This window comes from Methylobacterium sp. Leaf123 (assembly GCF_001423405.1).
Classification (GTDB): domain Bacteria; phylum Pseudomonadota; class Alphaproteobacteria; order Rhizobiales; family Beijerinckiaceae; genus Methylobacterium.
In genome coordinates, this window is sequence record NZ_LMNS01000002.1 from 71648 (window position 1) to 86805 (window position 15158).

Here is a 15158-nt window from a genome sequence, read left to right on the forward strand (position 1 = left end):
AACCATCTGGAAGGATGGATGACATGACGGCTCCAATGCCCGCCGCGCGTCCGCGCGTGCCTAATTTCTCGTCCGGCCCCACGACCAAGCGTCCGGGCTGGAGTCTCGATGCCCTTTCCGGCGCAGCGCTCGGCCGCTCGCACCGCTCGGCCATCGGCAAGGCGAAGCTCGCCGAAGCCATCGAGCTGACCCGCAAGGTTCTGCGCATCCCCGCCGATTACCGTATCGGCATCGTCCCCGGCTCCGATACCGGCGCCGTCGAGATGGCGATGTGGTCGATGCTCGGCCCGAAGGCGGTCGAGGTCATGGCCTGGGATTCCTTCGGCGCCGAATGGGTCACCGACGCGCTCAAGGAACTCCGGATCGATCCGAAGGTGCATATCGGCGAGCACGGCATCCTGCCGAAGCTCGACGCGATCGACACGAAGAACAACGACATCGTCTTCACCTGGAACGGCACCACCGCCGGCGTGAAGGTTCCGCATGCCGACTGGATCGCCGACGACCGCGAGGGCGTCACGATCTGCGACGCGACCTCGGCCGCCTTCGCGATGCCGCTGCCGTGGGACAAGCTCGATGTCGTCACCTATTCCTGGCAGAAGGTGATGGGCGGCGAAGCCGCGCACGGCATGCTGATCCTCTCGCCGCGCGCCGTCGCGCGCCTCGAGAGCCACACGCCGGCTTGGCCGATCCCGAAGGTGTTCCGCCTGACCAAGGGCGGCAAGCTGATCGAGGGCATCTTCAAGGGCGAGACCATCAACACGCCCTCCATGCTCGCGGTCGAGGATTACATCGACACCCTGAAATGGGCGCAGAGCATCGGCGGCCTCGACGCGCTCCATGCGCGGGCGGACGCCAATGCGCGGGTGATCCACGACTGGGTGGCGCGCACCCCCTGGATCGGCCATCTCGCGGCGGACCCGGCGACCTACTCGAATACCGGCGTCTGCCTCGTGATCACCGACTCGGATGTGCTCGCCAAGGGCGATGCCGCGGTGAAGGCGTTCGCCGCCGCCCTGGTCACGCGGCTGGAGAAGGAAGGCGTCGCCTACGACTTCGGCGCTTACCGCGACGCACCCGCCGGCCTGCGCATCTGGTGCGGGGCCACCGTCGAGGCCTCCGACCTCACGGCGCTCACCCCCTGGCTCGACTGGGCCTTCGCCCAGGAAAAGGCGGCGCTCGCCGCCACGGCAGCCTGAGGGTCTGAGACGTCAGGATGGCCGGTCGCGAGACCGGCCATTTGCTTATCGACGCGCTCCTAGCGATCCGCCGGTCTTTTGTCCGCGCACGGCGCCGGCCGGACACGTCTCGCGAACCCGCGAGCGATCCTGCGCGCCTGCCCGACGCGAGGTGCTTCCATGCCCAAGCTTGCTGCCAACAAGCCCGCCACCACCAAGCCGAAAGTCCTCGTCTCCGACGCCCTGTCCGACGCCGCCGTCCAGATCTTCCGCGATCGCGGCATCGAGGTCGATTTCCAGCCCGGCCTCGGCAAGGACAAGGAAGCCCTGGCCGCCATCATCGGCCAGTATGACGGCCTCGCGATCCGCTCCGCCACCAAGGTGACGGGCAAGCTGCTCGCCGCAGCCACCCGGCTGAAGGTGGTCGGCCGCGCCGGCATCGGCGTCGACAACATCGATGTGCCGGCCGCGACCGCCAAGGGCGTGATCGTGATGAACACGCCGTTCGGCAACTCCATCACCACCGCCGAGCACGCCATCGCCCTGATCTTCGCCCTCGCCCGCCAGATTCCGGCGGCGGACGCCTCCACCCAGGCCGGCAAGTGGGAGAAGAACCGCTTCATGGGCGTCGAGCTGACGGCCAAGACGCTCGGCGTCGTCGGCTGCGGCAATGTCGGCGCCGTGGTCGCCGACCGGGCGATCGGGCTCAAGCTGAAGGTCGTCGCCTACGATCCCTTCCTGACGCCGGAGCGCGCCGTCGAGATCGGCGTCGAGAAGGTCGAACTCGACGAGTTGCTGGCGCGGGCCGACATCATCACCCTGCACGTGCCGCTCACCGACAAGACCCGCAACATCCTCTCGGAAGAGAACCTCGCCAAGACCAAGCGCGGCGTGCGCATCGTCAACTGCGCCCGCGGCGGGCTCGTGGACGAGACCGCCCTCCGGGCCGCCCTCGAGTCCGGCCATGTCGCGGGCGCCGCCCTCGACGTGTTCGTGACCGAGCCGGCAACCGAGAACCCGCTCTTCGGCCACCCGAACGTGATCTGCACGCCGCATCTCGGCGCCGCGACCTCCGAGGCGCAGGAGAACGTCGCGCTCCAGATCGCCGAGCAAATGACCGACTACCTGCTCAGCGGCGCCATCACCAACGCGATCAACTTCCCCTCGATCTCGGCCGAGGAAGCACCCCGCCTCAAGCCGTTCGTGGCTCTGTGCGAGAAACTCGGCTCGTTCCTGGGCCAGCTCACGGAAGCCCCGATCAAGGGCATCCGCATCACCTACGAGGGCGCCGTGGCCGGCATGAACACCCGGGCGCTGACCTCGGCGGCGGTGACCGGCGTGCTGCGCCCGATCCTGCAGGACGTGAACATGGTCTCGGCTCCCGTGATCGCGCGGGATCGCGGCATTGTCATCGACGAGATCAAGCGCGAGGGCGGGGCCAGCGACTACGAATCGGTGGTGCGCATCACCGTCGATGCGGAGGACTTGCCGCGCGACGCCGCCGGCACCGTCTTCAACGACGGCAAGCCGCGCGTCATCGAGATCCGCGGCATCAACATCGATGCCCCCTTCGCGCCGCTGATGCTCTACGTGCGCAACCACGACAGGCCGGGCTTCGTCGGCAGCTTCGGCACCGTGCTCGGCGAGGCCGGCGTCAACCTCGCGACCTTCGCGATGGGCCGCGAGGCCGAGGGCGGCAACGCCATCGCCTTCGTGGCGGTCGATGCCGAAGTCTCTCCCGAGGTTCTGAAGGCGATCGAAGCGATCCCACAGGTGAAGCGTGTCCGCCCCGTACGCTTCTGAGGCCGGCAAGCCCCCGGCTGAGGCCAGCAAGGCCCCGGCGGAGGCCCCCGACCGCCCCCTTCACAACGACGGCACGGCGCTTCCCGCGCCGTCCCCCCTCTCCCCTGAGCATGAGGATCGCGCGATGGACCGCAAATTGACCGTTCGCTGTGCCTGGGACGAGGCGGCCGGCGTCTTCTTCGTGCACGACTCGCCGGTGCCGGGCCTCGCCACCGAGGCACCGACCATGCCGGCCCTGCTGTGCAAGCTGCCGGGCATGATCCGCGATCTGCTCGGCCTCGACGACAGCGCCTATATCGACATCTACGTCGAACGGGTGCAGCGATAAGAGCCACAGCTGATCGGAGGGATTGCGTGATGCGCTTCGCGCAGTCATCCTCTGATCGATCATGAGGAAGCTGCGATGAACCGGCACATTGTCGTACGCTGTGCTTGGGACGATGAGGCGGACGTGTGGTTCGTGCAGGAATCTGACGTGCCGGGCCTCGTCACCGAGGCGGACACTTTGGAAGCTCTCCGCCGCAAACTGCCGGGGATGATCCAAGATCTGCTCGAGGTGGAGACCGCGATGGATATCGAGGTTGATCTGATCGCTTACGCCCACGATCGCGTACGGGTGCAAGCTGCCTAATCGAACGGCTTGCGCCAGCGTTGACGCACCGTCGCGCCACCTGTGCCATTAACGGACAAACCAAGGTTTGTGAGGGCAGTGACAGGTGACCGACTACACTCCAGCTTTGAAAAAGCTGTTGCGTCAGCAAGGCTATGCATTTTTGAGGAGCGGTCGCGGAGATCACGAGGTCTGGCGAAACGACGAGACAGGTAAGAAGGTCATCGTGGACGGTGCGATCAAATCGCGGCACACCGCCAACGGCATCCTGAAGCAAGCCGGCTTGCCCAAGGCCTTCTGATCCGTCACCGATCTTCCAGACGTATGCCTCGGAACGGCTCCGCCTGAACATATCGCACGAGCACCCCATGAAGATCGACGGCCGCCCCTACCGCACCATCTTCCTCGACGGCGATGACGTCACCGTCATCGACCAGACCCGGCTGCCCTTCGCCTTCGAACTCAAGCGGCTGGCGAACCTGGACGACGCCGCGGTGGCGATCCGCACCATGGTGGTGCGCGGCGCGCCGTTGATCGGCGTCACCGCCGCCTACGGCATGGCGCTGGCCATGAGGCAGGATGCGAGCGAGGCGGGGATCGAGCGGGCTTCGGCGACGCTTGCCGCCACGCGGCCGACCGCGATCAACCTGCGCTGGGCGCTCGACCGGATGGCTTCCGTGCTGCGCCGCGCCCCGGAAGCGGCGCGCGCGGCGCTGGCCTTCACCGAGGCCGCCTCCATCGCCGACGAGGATGTCGCGAGTTGCCGCGCCATCGGCGAGCACGGCGCCAAAATCCTGTCCGAGATCGCCGCGAAGAAGGGTGGGCCGGTCAACGTGCTAACCCATTGCAACGCCGGCTGGCTCGCCACCGTCGATTGGGGCACGGCGCTGGCGCCGATCTACGTCGCGCACGATGCCGGCGTGCCGGTCCACGTCTTCGTCGACGAGACCCGGCCGCGCAACCAGGGCGCGGCGCTCACGGCCTTCGAGCTGAACGCCCACGGCGTGCCGCACACCGTCATCGCCGACAATGCCGGCGGCCACCTGATGCAGCACGGGCAAGTCGATCTCTGCATCGTTGGCTCGGACCGCACCACAGCGTCGGGCGACGTGTGCAACAAGATCGGCACCTATCTTAAGGCGCTGGCGGCCACCGACAACCGCATCCCGTTCTACGCGGCGCTGCCGTTCTCGACGATCGACTGGACCCTGTCCGACGGGGTGCGCGACATCCCGATCGAGGAGCGCGACGCCCGCGAGGTCACCCATCTCACCGGCCGCACCGACGAGGGCGCCTTCGCCACAATCGCCGTGGTCTCGCCGGGAAGCCCGGTGGCCAACCCGGCCTTCGACGTGACCCCCGCCCGCCTAGTGACCGGCATCATCACCGAGCGCGGCGTCTGCGATGCCTCCGAGGCAGGCCTGACCAGGCTCTATCCGGAGCGGCGCCGGGCCGCCTGACGGACGAACAGGGCCTCAATCCTTCAGCGGATCGTGGCCCCAGTTCATCAGCGACAGCCGCCAGGGTGAATCCTCGATCTTGGACTTGTCCTCCGGCCCGCCCTGTTTGAGGTGGCGGTTCACGTAACCCACCACCTTCTTCATATGAGCGTAATCGTCGTCGCTGAGGTCGGCCTTCTTCTTGTGAAGGATCTCGACGATGCGCCGGCCCTCCTTGTGGCCCGTGGCCTCGCCGCCATCCTTCTTCTGGCCGACCGATTGGCTCTCGTCGGTTTCCAGAAATTTTTCGAGGGCCGAGGCGGTCATGTTCACCGCGCCCTTGAAGTCCTTCCAGATCGCCTCGTGATCGTCCTTGTCGGCCATGGCGCCCCTCGTCCTCCCGGTGTCGTCGGGCGGGAACGGCGGCGTTTCGGACGCGGTTCCGGCCTCACGCCGCCTGCGCGCTTGCGACGCGCGGGCGACGGGCGCTCAGCCGCCGCCAGCGCATCACCAGCGCGATCGAGACGAAGAGAAGGCCGGCGCAGAAGCCCGCCCAGATGCCGCGCCCGCCCATGCCGGTGCCCCAGGCGAGCGCCGCCCCGAGCGGCACGCCGATGCCCCAATAGCCGAACAGCGCGATCAGCATCGGCACCTTGGTGTCCTGCAAGCCGCGCAAAGCGCCGAGCGCCACGGACTGCACGCCGTCCGAGATCGCGAACAGGGCCGAGAAGATCAGGAAGCCGGCGGCCACGGGATAGACCTGTGCCGCGCCCGGTGCCTCGGCATCGAGGAACAGGCCGATGAGAGTGTGCGGGGCCAAAAGCTGAACCAGCGCGCAGGCCACCATGAAGCCGAAGCCGAGCCAGAGCGCGACGGCCCCCGCGCGACTCAGACCGGCTCGGTCGGCGGCACCATAGGCGCGGCCGACCCGCACCGTTGCCGCCTGCCCGATGCCGTTGGGCACCATGAAGCAGGTCGCCGCGATCTGCAGCGTGATCGCGTGGGCGGCGAGCGGCAGCGTGCCGAAGGTGCCCATCGCCACCGTGGCCGCCTCGAACAAACCGGCCTCGGCGATGCCCGCCACGCCCATCGGCAGGCCGACCCGCACGACGCGGGCGAGGCGCTCGGCGTCGAAGCGCCAGAGGCGGGCGAACATCCGGTGGCGATGCAGACCCCGATCGAACCGGATCACCGCGACCAGGGCGGCGATCGCCAGGAACTCGGTGATCACGGTGCCGAGCGCCACGCCGACGATGCCGAGGTCCGGCGGGCCGAAGGCGAAGAAGGCCCCGAGCGCGATGTTGAGCGGAAGCGCGGCGAGGCTCACGGCGAGCGGCGGCCCCGGGCGCTGGAGCGCGGCGAGCGCGCCCTTGAGCACCATGAAGGCGAGGGCCGGGAACATCCACCATTGCAGCACCCGCATATAGGCGCCGGCCTCGTGGGCGACGGCCGGGTCCTGATGGAGCGCGATCAGCAGGCCTTCTGTGAACCAGAGCCCCGGCATCAGCGCGAGGGTCACGAGGAAGCCGACCCACAGGCCGGCCCGAACCGTGCGCCGCACCTCGTCCGCCCCCGCGCCCGCCGCCCGTCCGACGGCCTCCGCAACGAGGGGGGCGACGCTGGAGGTGAGGCCGATGCCGCCGATGAACAGCAGCAGATAGAGGCTGGTGGCGAGCGCACCCGCGGCGATGGGCTCGGCGCCGAGCCGGCCGAGCAGCACCGCGTTCGAGGCGACCAGCCCATGCTGGGCAAGGTTGATGAGGACGAGCGGCGCCGACAGCTTCAGCGTCGCGCGCAGCTCGTCGAGCCAGGGCGAGGCCGGCGGCCGGCGAAGGTCGCTGGCCGCGAGGCTCGGTGAAGACGTCACGTGTTCTCAGCTCCGTTCGTTCGCTCAGGAGGCCGGAGCCTCAGCCCGATCCCCCAGGAAGCCGCCGGACTGGCGCCGCCACAGGTCGGCGTAGAGCCCGCCCCGGCGGATGAGTTCGGCGTGGGTGCCCTCCTCCACGATCCGACCGCTGTCGATCACGATCAGCCGGTCGAGTGCGGCGATGGTCGAGAGCCGATGGGCGATGGCCAGAACGGTCTTGTCGCCCATCAGCGTGTCGAGCGCTTCTTGGATCGCCGCCTCGACCTGGCTGTCGAGGGCGCTCGTCGCCTCGTCGAGGATCAGGATCGGTGCATCCTTGAGGATGACGCGGGCGATCGCGATGCGCTGGCGCTGGCCGCCCGAGAGCTTCACCCCGCGCTCGCCGACATGCGCGTCGTAGCCGCGCCGGCCCTTGTGGTCCACGAGGTCGAGGATGAAGTCGTGGGCGTGCGCCAGCCGCGCCGCCTGCTCGATCTCGGCATCGGTGGCACCCGGGCGGCCGTAGCCGATATTGTCGCGGATCGAGCGGTGCAGCAGCGAGGTGTCCTGGCTGACCATGGCGATGGCTTCGCGCAGGGAATCCTGCGTCACCCCGGCGATGTCCTGGCCATCGATCAGGATGCGACCACCCTCGACATCGTGCAGGCGCAAGAGCAGCGCGGTGATGGTGCTCTTGCCCGCACCGCTGACGCCGACGAGCCCGACCTTCTCGCCGGGGCGGATATGGAAGGACAGGTCCTCGATGATGCTGGCATCGCCCCGTCCGTAGTGGAAATCCACGTTCTCGAAGCGGATGTCGCCGCCGGTGACCTGCAGCGTCTTGGCATCGGGCGCGTCGGTGAGGCCGTGCGGACGGGCGATGGTCTGCATGCTCTCCTGGATCACGCCGACATTCTCGAACACCCCGCGCACGGTCTGCATCACCCAGCCCGACATCGCCATCAGCCGCAGGATCAGCGCGAGGCCGGCCGAGGCTTCGCCGGTCGTCAGCGCACCGCGCTGCCACAGCGCGAAGCAGACGGCAGCGGTGGCGAACAGGAGCAGGCTGTTGAGCCCCGCCAGCAGGCTCGTCGTGAGAGTGGTCAGCCGGAACTGGTGGAGATAGGCGCGGGTGTGGGTATCGACCGCATCGCGCACGGTGGCGCGCTCCTCGCGGTCACGGGCGAACAGCTTCACGGTCATAATGTTGGTGTAGCTGTCGACCACCCGGCCGATCAGGGTCGAGCGGGTCTCGGCGGTGAGGTGCGAGCGCTTGCGGGCGCGCGGCACGAACCACGCCGTCAGCCCGGCATAGGCCAGGACCCAGACGACGACAGGCAGTGCCAGCCAGCCGGAGATCGAGGAGAACAGCCCGATCGCAGTCACCGCGTAGATCGCCACGTAGAGCAGCGTGTCGATGAACACGACGGCGAGTTCGCGCACCGCCGGCCCGACCTGCACCGTGCGGTTGGCGAGCCGCCCGGCGAAATCCGCTTGGAAGTACGAGAGCGAGTGGCCCAGCGTGTAGAGGTGGGTGCGCCAGCGGATCTGGTTGGTCGATTGCGGCACGATGAGCTGGTTCGAGGCCAGTTCGTGCAGGAAGGCCGCCAGCGGGCGCACCACGAGGAGGAGCAGCGCGGCGAGCGTCAGCGGCACGGCGTTGTCGCTCAGCACGGTGGTGCGGTCGGCCGCGTTCATCAGGTCGATGAACCAGCGCATCAGCAGATAGAGCGACGCCTCGATGCCGCCCGCCACCACGGCGATGACGAACAGGGCCAGCAGCGCGAAGCGGATCGGCCGCAGATAAAAACCCGCAAAGCCGAGCACCGTCTTCGGCGGCACGCGCCGGTCATCGAAGGGCGCGAACGGATCGATGCGGCGCTCGAGCCAATCGAGGAACATGCGTTTTGGGACCACGTGAGGAATGAGAGGCTCAGGTAAGCCTCCTTGACGCCGGGCCAACCCCGCGCCCATGCCGCAGGCAAGACCCTGCCCCGCCTTGCCCCTTCGCAAACCCTGCCCGCCGATGCTGCGCCTCGCCCTCTACCAGCCCGATATCCCGCAGAACACGGGCACGATACTGCGCATGGCCGCCTGCCTCGGGGTGGCGGTGGAGATCATCGAGCCGGCGGGCTTCGACGTGTCCGACCGGCACCTGCGCCGCTCGGGGCTCGATTATCTCGACCATGTCACCATCACCCGCCACCGCTCCTGGGACGCCTTCGAGGCGTGGCGGCGCGAGGCCGGCATCCGCCTCGTGCTTGCCACCACCACCGGCTCGGTGCCCTACACCCAGCATGCCTTCCGCGACGGCGACTGCCTGCTGATGGGCCGTGAATCCGCCGGCGTGCCGGACACGGTCCACGCGGCGGCCGATGCCCGCGTGGTGGTGCCGATCCGGCCGGGCCTGCGCTCGCTCAACGTCGCGGTCTGCGCCGCGATGATGGTGGGGGAAGCGATCCGACAAGTGGGGTGACGGCGGGCCGCCCGGAAGCTGTGTGCCCGAACGGATACAGCTTCCGATTTCGGAGGGGACACCCGTTCGCCGTTCCGTCGCCGGGCCCGGTGGCGCGTGACAAGGCAGTCCGCCTTACAAGAAATGTTAACTCGGTTTTTACGCGCAGATCGCTGAATACCTTTTAGGCATTTTGCCGAATTTTTGGATATTTCGATGCGGTTCCTCAGCAACGCCAAGCTGATCGTTAAGATCGCTTTACCGCTAGCCTTGACGCTGATGATCAGCGCGGGCCTGATCGTCTATGCCCGTGACGTGATGCGCGGCCTGTCGGAACAGACGGCCCGGATCGTCGATGTCCAGGCCGTGCGCCTGGATGCGCTGATGCACCTGCGCGGCGGCATCACCGAAGCTGCCCTCATGGACCGCAACATGCTGCTCGAGAGCAATCCGCAGAACAGGACACGCTTCCGGACGCGCCAGCAAGCTGGCATGGCGGAGGCCCGCGAAGCGGCCGACCGGCTCGTCGCCCTCGCGGACACACCGGAGCGGCGGAGCGGTAACGAGGCGATGCGCCGGGAGGTCGAAAGCTTCCTCGCGACGCTCGATCGCGTGTACGACCTCGGCATGCGCCAGCAGGGTGAAGAGGCTTTCCGCGTCGCGCGTGACATCGGCATCCCGGCCCGACTCAAGCTGAACGAGTGGATGCAGCAACGGGCCACGCTGCTGGCCACCGAACTGGCCACGGCGAAGGCGCAGGCGATGGAGACCTCCGATCGCGGGACCTACACCCTCATCGGGTTCGCGACCGTCGGCCTGCTGGGCGCCCTGGTCCTGGCCGCCCTCATCGTCACGCTCGGGGTGAACCGCCCGCTCAGCAGCCTCGTCGGCGTCCTCCAGCGGATGGCCCGCGGCGAGATCGATGCGGAGATCAAGGAAGCCACCCGCGGCGACGAGATCGGCGCCGTCGGCCGGGCCGTCGAGGGCATCAAGGCCATGGTCGCCCGCAAGGCCGCCGAGGAGGCCGAGGTCCGTCGGCGCTCGGACGAAGCCGCAGCGGCCGAGCGTAAGCGCACGATGATCGAACTGGCCGACGGCTTCGAGGCCGCGGTCGGCGGCATCGTCGGCATGGTGTCCGCCTCGGCGACCGAATTGCAGGCGACGGCCCAGCAGATGACCGCAAGCGCGACCGAGACCGCCTCGCAATCCACCACGGTCGCCGCGGCAGCCGAGGAAGCCGCCTCCAATGTCGGCACGGTCGCGGCGGCCGCCGAGGAACTCGGGGTTTCCGTTCAGGAGATCGGCCGTCAGGTGCAGGGCTCCGCCGGCCTGGCGCAGGCGGCCGTCGGCGAGGCCGATCAGACCACCCATCTCGTGCAGGCGCTGCGGACGACTTCGGCCCGGATCGGCGACATGGTCGGACTGATCTCGAACATCGCCTCGCAGACCAACCTCCTCGCCTTGAACGCGACCATCGAGGCGGCCCGCGCGGGCGAAGCCGGCCGCGGCTTCGCGGTCGTGGCGTCCGAGGTGAAGGAACTGGCCAGCCAGACGGCGCGCGCCACCGAGGAGATCTCGGGTCAGATCGGTGAGATCCAGGGGGTCACGGATCAGGCGGTCACGGCGATCGGCGCGATCACCAGCCGGATCCGCGAGATCAACAACGTCGCCACCGGCATCGCCGCCGCCGTCGAGGAACAGGGCGCGGCGACGCAGGAAATCGTGCGCAACGTGGCGCAGGCGTCGAGCGGCACGTCGGAAGTGACGCGCAACATCTCCGGGGTGGCCCAGGCTTCGGAGGAGACCGGCATCGCCGCGAGCCAGGTGCTCACCTCCTCCTCCGAACTGTCACGGCAATCCGAACACCTGTCGGCCGAGGTGCACCGCTTCCTTGCCACCGTCCGGGCCGCCTGAGACCCACGCAGAACGGCATGACCGAAAGACCTCGCCCCAACGGGCGGGGTCTTTTTCGTTGGCGCTCGGTTCGGCGCCCCGCGAATCGCAGGGCGAGGTCGCGGCGCCGTGGCGTAACAGCCCGATGACGAAACGCGACGCCGGCCCATCGGGGTGGGAACGATGTGCCGCAGCACACCCATCACGGGCAGCAACCCTCGAATGTTACATCTGAAGCGTGTGTGACGCTTGAAGACACCAAAACGGTGTTTTAGCTTCGAGTCGTGACCCGCTCAGGAACCCTTCCCTCTCGCCTCACCTACCGGCTCCTTCCCGAGCCGGCCGATCTCGATGCGGTCTGCGCCCTGCTCGCGGCCTATCGGCGGATGCTCGTTCTGCTCGAGGAGATCCGCCGGGAGCACGGTTTGCGGGCCAACGTCGTCGCCCTGATCGAGCACGGCTACGGACGCGTGCGCGACGAGACCGGGCTGCCGGCCCGCCTCGTGACGCTCGGCATCCGCGACTTCGCGCAACGCCCCGCCGGGTTCGACCCCGAGACCGTCACGTCGATGCCGCTCGACGACAAGCTGTTCAGCGTGAAGGGCGCCTCGGAGATCGCGCTGACCACGATGAACGGCCGGCGGACGATGCCCTACCGCGTCGAGGGCTATGACGGCCCCTGGCGCGAACTCTCCAGCGCCCGCCTCACGCTCGCGGGCGACACGCTCACCATCCAGGTGGGCGTCTCCGTCACCGCACCGAAGGAGGAGACCCGCATGCCCGAGAACATCCTGACCCGCGTCGGCCGGATCATCGGCGGCCTGTCCAATGCCGCCATCGACGCGGTGGAGGACCGCAACGGCCTCGCGATCGCCGAGCAGGCGCTTCGCGAGATCGACGCGGTGATCCACGAGGCGCGGCTCGACCTCGGCAAGATCAAGGCCGAGGAGCACCGCCTCACCGCCCGCCGCGGCCAGCTCGACGGCGAGCGGACTTCCCTGCCCGAGAAGCTGTCCCTGGCGCTGTCGAGCGGGCGCGAGGATCTGGCACGGGCCGGCATCAGCCGTCAGCTCGACCTGGAGAGCCAGATCGAGGCGATCGATTCGAGCCTCGCGGATGTGGCGGAGCGGCACGCGGCGGCGACGAAAGCGATGCAGGCCGCCACCGCCGCCCGGCGCGACGCCGAGCACCGGATCGCGCTGCTGCGCCGGCCCCCGGCGAAGGCGGCCGACCCGCTCGACGGCTACGGCAGCGAGGAGGCGGCGCGCACCCGCCAACTCGAACAATCGCTGCGGGCGATCGACCGGGTCACCGGCACGGCCTCATCGGTCGCCGACCCCTCGGTGGAGGAACTCGACCGGCTGCACCGCGACGACGCCATCGAGCGGCGCCTCGCCGCGCTGAAGCAGGGCCGCCCTTCGTGAGTGCCCTGGTAGCGCCCTGGGTCGCTCCCGCCCTGTTCCCCTTTACCCTGGCGGCGGCGGTGATGGCCGGCCTCGTCGTGGTGGAGGCGTTGTCCCTCCTCTTCGGGCAGTCGCTCTCGGCGGCGGTGGAGGGGGCCCTCGGCCACGAGGCGGGCGGTGGGGGCGACCTCGCGACCGCGGCGGATGCCGGCGGGGCGCTCTCGCCCGCCGCGCTGATGTCGTGGATCAATCTCGGACGGGTTCCGTTCCTGATCCTGCTGATTCTTGCCCTGGCCGTCTTCGCGCTAGCGGGCTTCGTTCTCCAGGGCCTTGCTGCCGCCCTTCTCGCGCCCCTGCCGGCACCGGCCGCGATCCTGCTCGCGGGCGCGGCGACGCTGCCGGCCCTGCGGGTCTCGACCAAGGCCATCGCCCGGCTGATCCCGCGGGACGAAAGCTACGTCGTCACCGCCGACGACCTGATCGGCGCGACGGCGGAGGTCACCCTCGGCCCGCTCGATCAAGGCCTTCCGGGTCAAGTCCGCGCGGTGGACCGCCACGGCAACACGCACTTCCTGCGCACCCGCGCCGCCCCCGGAGCCCCGGCCATGGAAGTCGGCGCCCGCGTCCTGATCGTGGACCGGGCCGACGCCGTCTACGTCGCGGTGCCCGCCACGCCGGATCTCTGATCGCTGTTTCTCTCCCCACCGAAAGGGTCGCTCACGATGGATTTGGTCAGCTCCGGCATCGTCAACCTGCTGGTGATTGCCGGCATTATCGTCGTCGCGTTGCTCGGCATCGGCTTCGTGTTCAGCCGGCTCTACCGGCGCACGACGCGCGACACCGCCTTCGTCCGCACGGGTCTGGGCGGGCGCAAGGTCGTGGTCGATGGCGGCGCGGTGCTGCTGCCGGTGTTCCACTCCATCGCCATGGTGAACCTCAACACCCTGCGCCTCGAAGTGAAGCGCTCGGGCAACGAGTCGCTCATCACCAAGGACCGTCTGCGGGCCGACATCACCGTCGAGTTCTACGTCCGCGTCGAACCCAAGGAGGAATCGATCGCGCTCGCCGCCCAGACGCTGGGTGACCGCACCAACGACGCGATGCTGCTGCGCGAATTGATCGAGGCGAAGTTCGTCGATGCCCTGCGCTCGGTCGCCGCCGGCATGACCCTGCCCGACCTTCAGGAGAAGCGCGCCGCCTTCGTGAAGGGCGTGCAGGAGGCGGTCTCGGGCGATCTGCGCCATAACGGCCTCGAACTCGAATCCGCCTCGCTGACCCGCCTCGACCAGACCTCGATCGAACATTTCAACCCCGACAACTCGTTCGACGCGGAAGGTCTGGCGCGGCTCAAGGAGATCACCGAGCAGCGCCGCAAGGAGCGCAACGCCACCGAGCGCGACGCCGAGGTCGCGGTCGCCGAGAAGGATCGCGAGACCGCGCTCAAGCAGCTCGAGATCAAGCGCACCACCCGCGAGGCGGAACTCGCCCAGGAACGCGACATCGCCAACAAGACCGCTGAGACTCGGGCCGAGACCGCCCAGGCCGAGCAGCGTGCCCAGCAGAGCGAGGAGACCGCGCGGATCGAGCGCGAGCAGGTGGTGCGCCTGCGCGAGGCCGAGGCGCGCAAGAACTCGGAGGGCGCGCGGATCGAGGCGGATCTCGCCATCGCCCAGCGCAACGCGGAGGCCGAGCGCGAGCGCCAGCTCATCCTGCAGGACAACGCCATCAAGATCGCCGAGCGCTCGGAGAAGGAATCGCAGGCCCGTGCCGCCGCCAAGGCAGCGGAGGCACTCGCCGTAGCGGCGGAGGAGCGCGTCGCCACGGCGAAAGCCAAGGAGATCGCCGAGCGTGAGCGCGAGGTCACCGTCATCGCCGCCAAGCAGGAGGCCGAGCGGGAGGCGACCGGCGTCACCGTGACGGCGGAGGCCGAGCGGCGCGCCGCCGAGGACCGCGCCAACGCCATCATCACCCTGGCCGAGGCCGAGGCGACCGCCGCCGCCTCGCGGGCGGAGGCCATCGCCAAGCTCGGACAGGCCGAGGCCGAGCGCGAGCGGGCCATGAACGAGGCGCGCAACGCGCTCTCGGCCGAGGCCCGCGCCTTCGAGACCGGCCTCAAGCGCCTCGGCATCATCCCGGACGCCCTGCGCGAGAGCATGCGGGCGGTGGAGAAGATCGACTCGATCCGCATCTTCGATGCGGGCGGGATGATGGGCGGCGGCAACGGCGCGGGCGGCGTCTCGGCCAATTTCGGCGACAGCCTTTCGGGCCACCTGCTGCGCTACCAGTATAACAGCCCGATCCTCGGCGCGATTTTGAACGAGGCAGGCTTCGCCGAGGGCAAGGGCAGCCTCGATACGCTGGTCGGCGGGCTGCGCAACGGCACGGCCGTCGAGCCGGCCGCCAACGGGCATGCCGCCGCGGTCGAGTGACCGAAAAGAAACAACGAAGACGGAATGTGCACAGGCATGATCTTCCCAAAGGTCATGCCTGATGCTTGAAGATAAACCCGGATCCCCTTGAAGAGTTGAATC

General features: G+C 68.8%; 14 protein-coding genes. 11 read left to right on the forward strand and 3 right to left on the reverse strand.

The window, feature by feature from the left end:
• The first annotated feature begins 23 nt into the window (after positions 1-23).
• The 6 genes from ASF53_RS03880 (at position 24) to mtnA (ending at position 5051) form a co-directional block, all read left to right on the forward strand.
• Complete coding sequence (locus ASF53_RS03880; RefSeq protein WP_056194138.1) at positions 24-1199, forward strand: phosphoserine transaminase; 1176 nt, start codon at positions 24-26, stop codon at positions 1197-1199.
• Positions 1200-1358: 159 nt separating this feature from the next.
• Positions 1359-2981: a phosphoglycerate dehydrogenase gene (gene serA / locus ASF53_RS03885; protein ID WP_056194141.1), complete on the forward strand. Its 1623-nt coding sequence runs from the start codon at positions 1359-1361 to the stop codon at positions 2979-2981.
• A 124-nt stretch (positions 2982-3105) separates the two neighbouring features.
• On the forward strand, positions 3106-3309 hold the full coding sequence (locus ASF53_RS03890) for a DUF1902 domain-containing protein (protein WP_056194144.1): 204 nt from the start codon (positions 3106-3108) through the stop codon (positions 3307-3309).
• Positions 3310-3384: 75 nt separating this feature from the next.
• On the forward strand, positions 3385-3612 hold the full coding sequence (locus ASF53_RS03895; RefSeq protein WP_056194147.1) for a DUF1902 domain-containing protein: 228 nt from the start codon (positions 3385-3387) through the stop codon (positions 3610-3612).
• Between the two features lie 85 nt (positions 3613-3697).
• A complete protein-coding gene (locus ASF53_RS03900; RefSeq protein WP_056194150.1) occupies positions 3698-3892 on the forward strand; it encodes a type II toxin-antitoxin system HicA family toxin in 195 nt (64 codons plus the stop codon).
• Positions 3893-3959: 67 nt separating this feature from the next.
• Entirely contained in the window at positions 3960-5051 is a 1092-nt protein-coding gene (mtnA, locus tag ASF53_RS03905; RefSeq protein WP_056194152.1) for an S-methyl-5-thioribose-1-phosphate isomerase, read from the forward strand.
• A gap of 15 nt (positions 5052-5066) precedes the next feature.
• Here mtnA and ASF53_RS03910 read toward each other — a convergent pair whose 3' ends face one another.
• The 3 genes from ASF53_RS03910 to ASF53_RS03920 all read right to left on the reverse strand — a co-directional run bounded on the left by ASF53_RS03910 (position 5067) and on the right by ASF53_RS03920 (position 8778).
• A complete protein-coding gene (locus ASF53_RS03910; protein ID WP_056194155.1) occupies positions 5067-5414 on the reverse strand; it encodes a DUF3140 domain-containing protein in 348 nt (115 codons plus the stop codon).
• 64 nt (positions 5415-5478) lie between these two features.
• Positions 5479-6897: an MATE family efflux transporter gene (locus ASF53_RS03915; protein WP_056194159.1), complete on the reverse strand. Its 1419-nt coding sequence runs from the start codon at positions 6895-6897 to the stop codon at positions 5479-5481.
• 24 nt (positions 6898-6921) lie between these two features.
• Positions 6922-8778, reverse strand: coding sequence for an ABC transporter ATP-binding protein (locus ASF53_RS03920; protein WP_056194163.1), 1857 nt, complete (start codon positions 8776-8778; stop codon positions 6922-6924).
• A 124-nt stretch (positions 8779-8902) separates the two neighbouring features.
• Here ASF53_RS03920 and ASF53_RS03925 point away from each other — a divergent pair, with 124 nt between their 5' ends.
• The 5 genes from ASF53_RS03925 (at position 8903) to ASF53_RS03945 (ending at position 15056) form a co-directional block, all read left to right on the forward strand.
• Entirely contained in the window at positions 8903-9352 is a 450-nt protein-coding gene (locus ASF53_RS03925; RefSeq protein WP_056194166.1) for a tRNA (cytidine(34)-2'-O)-methyltransferase, read from the forward strand.
• 195 nt (positions 9353-9547) lie between these two features.
• Entirely contained in the window at positions 9548-11245 is a 1698-nt protein-coding gene (locus ASF53_RS03930; protein WP_056194169.1) for a methyl-accepting chemotaxis protein, read from the forward strand.
• 263 nt (positions 11246-11508) lie between these two features.
• On the forward strand, positions 11509-12648 hold the full coding sequence (locus ASF53_RS03935) for a PspA/IM30 family protein (RefSeq protein WP_056194172.1): 1140 nt from the start codon (positions 11509-11511) through the stop codon (positions 12646-12648).
• Positions 12645-13313 carry an OB-fold-containig protein gene (locus tag ASF53_RS03940; protein ID WP_056194176.1) on the forward strand — a complete coding sequence of 223 codons (669 nt, stop codon included), beginning with the start codon at positions 12645-12647 and terminating at the stop codon, positions 13311-13313. Before ASF53_RS03935 ends, ASF53_RS03940 begins: the two co-directional genes overlap by 4 nt.
• Before the next feature lie 36 nt (positions 13314-13349).
• A complete protein-coding gene (locus ASF53_RS03945) occupies positions 13350-15056 on the forward strand; it encodes a flotillin family protein (RefSeq protein ID WP_056194181.1) in 1707 nt (568 codons plus the stop codon).
• Positions 15057-15158: the final 102 nt, after the last annotated feature.

What these genes read in the sequence shown, in the direction of transcription:
- ASF53_RS03920 (WP_056194163.1), bottom strand. Translation starts at nt 8,778, where the DNA reads ATGTTCCTCGATTGGCTCGAGCGCCGCATCGATCCGTTCGCGCCCTTC.
- ASF53_RS03945 (WP_056194181.1), top strand. Translation starts at nt 13,350, where the DNA reads ATGGATTTGGTCAGCTCCGGCATCGTCAACCTGCTGGTGATTGCCGGC.
- ASF53_RS03930 (WP_056194169.1), top strand. Translation starts at nt 9,548, where the DNA reads ATGCGGTTCCTCAGCAACGCCAAGCTGATCGTTAAGATCGCTTTACCG.
- ASF53_RS03910 (WP_056194155.1), bottom strand. Translation starts at nt 5,414, where the DNA reads ATGGCCGACAAGGACGATCACGAGGCGATCTGGAAGGACTTCAAGGGC.
- serA (WP_056194141.1), top strand. Translation starts at nt 1,359, where the DNA reads ATGCCCAAGCTTGCTGCCAACAAGCCCGCCACCACCAAGCCGAAAGTC.
- ASF53_RS03895 (WP_056194147.1), top strand. Translation starts at nt 3,385, where the DNA reads ATGAACCGGCACATTGTCGTACGCTGTGCTTGGGACGATGAGGCGGAC.
- ASF53_RS03880 (WP_056194138.1), top strand. Translation starts at nt 24, where the DNA reads ATGACGGCTCCAATGCCCGCCGCGCGTCCGCGCGTGCCTAATTTCTCG.
- ASF53_RS03890 (WP_056194144.1), top strand. Translation starts at nt 3,106, where the DNA reads ATGGACCGCAAATTGACCGTTCGCTGTGCCTGGGACGAGGCGGCCGGC.
- mtnA (WP_056194152.1), top strand. Translation starts at nt 3,960, where the DNA reads ATGAAGATCGACGGCCGCCCCTACCGCACCATCTTCCTCGACGGCGAT.
- ASF53_RS03925 (WP_056194166.1), top strand. Translation starts at nt 8,903, where the DNA reads ATGCTGCGCCTCGCCCTCTACCAGCCCGATATCCCGCAGAACACGGGC.